The sequence below is a fragment of the Frankia sp. Mgl5 genome (assembly GCF_023242985.1).
Classification (GTDB): domain Bacteria; phylum Actinomycetota; class Actinomycetes; order Frankiales; family Frankiaceae; genus Parafrankia; species Parafrankia soli.
This window is the reverse complement of record NZ_JALKFY010000163.1, coordinates 1-263: the sequence shown is the minus strand read 5'-3', so window position 1 is coordinate 263 and position 263 is coordinate 1. Positions and strand designations below refer to the sequence as shown.

General features: G+C 55.9%; 1 protein-coding gene. It reads left to right on the top strand.

Going from position 1 to position 263, the window contains the following annotated elements; all coding sequences use genetic code 11:
* On the top strand, positions 1–263 hold a 263-nt coding region (locus tag MXD62_RS08825), incomplete at both ends, for a fumarylacetoacetate hydrolase family protein (protein ID WP_368862343.1).

Below are 263 nucleotides of genomic sequence, written 5' to 3'. Positions count from 1 at the left end.
CTGTAGCGCCGGATCAAATCGATCTCTGCTTGGCTGGTATGGCGCTGTATAAAAACGGCGAGCTGATGAATACGGGCGTGGGTGCTGCCGCATTAGGCAATCCCGCAAACTGCGTGGCATGGCTGGCGAACAAACTGTCTGAATTTGAGCTGCCGTTAAAAGCCGGGGAAGTCATTCTGTCCGGCGCTTTGTCTGCAGCGGTCGAAGCGGCGGCTGGCGATACTTTTAGCGCGAGAATTGCTCATCTGGGGGAAGTAGGAGTC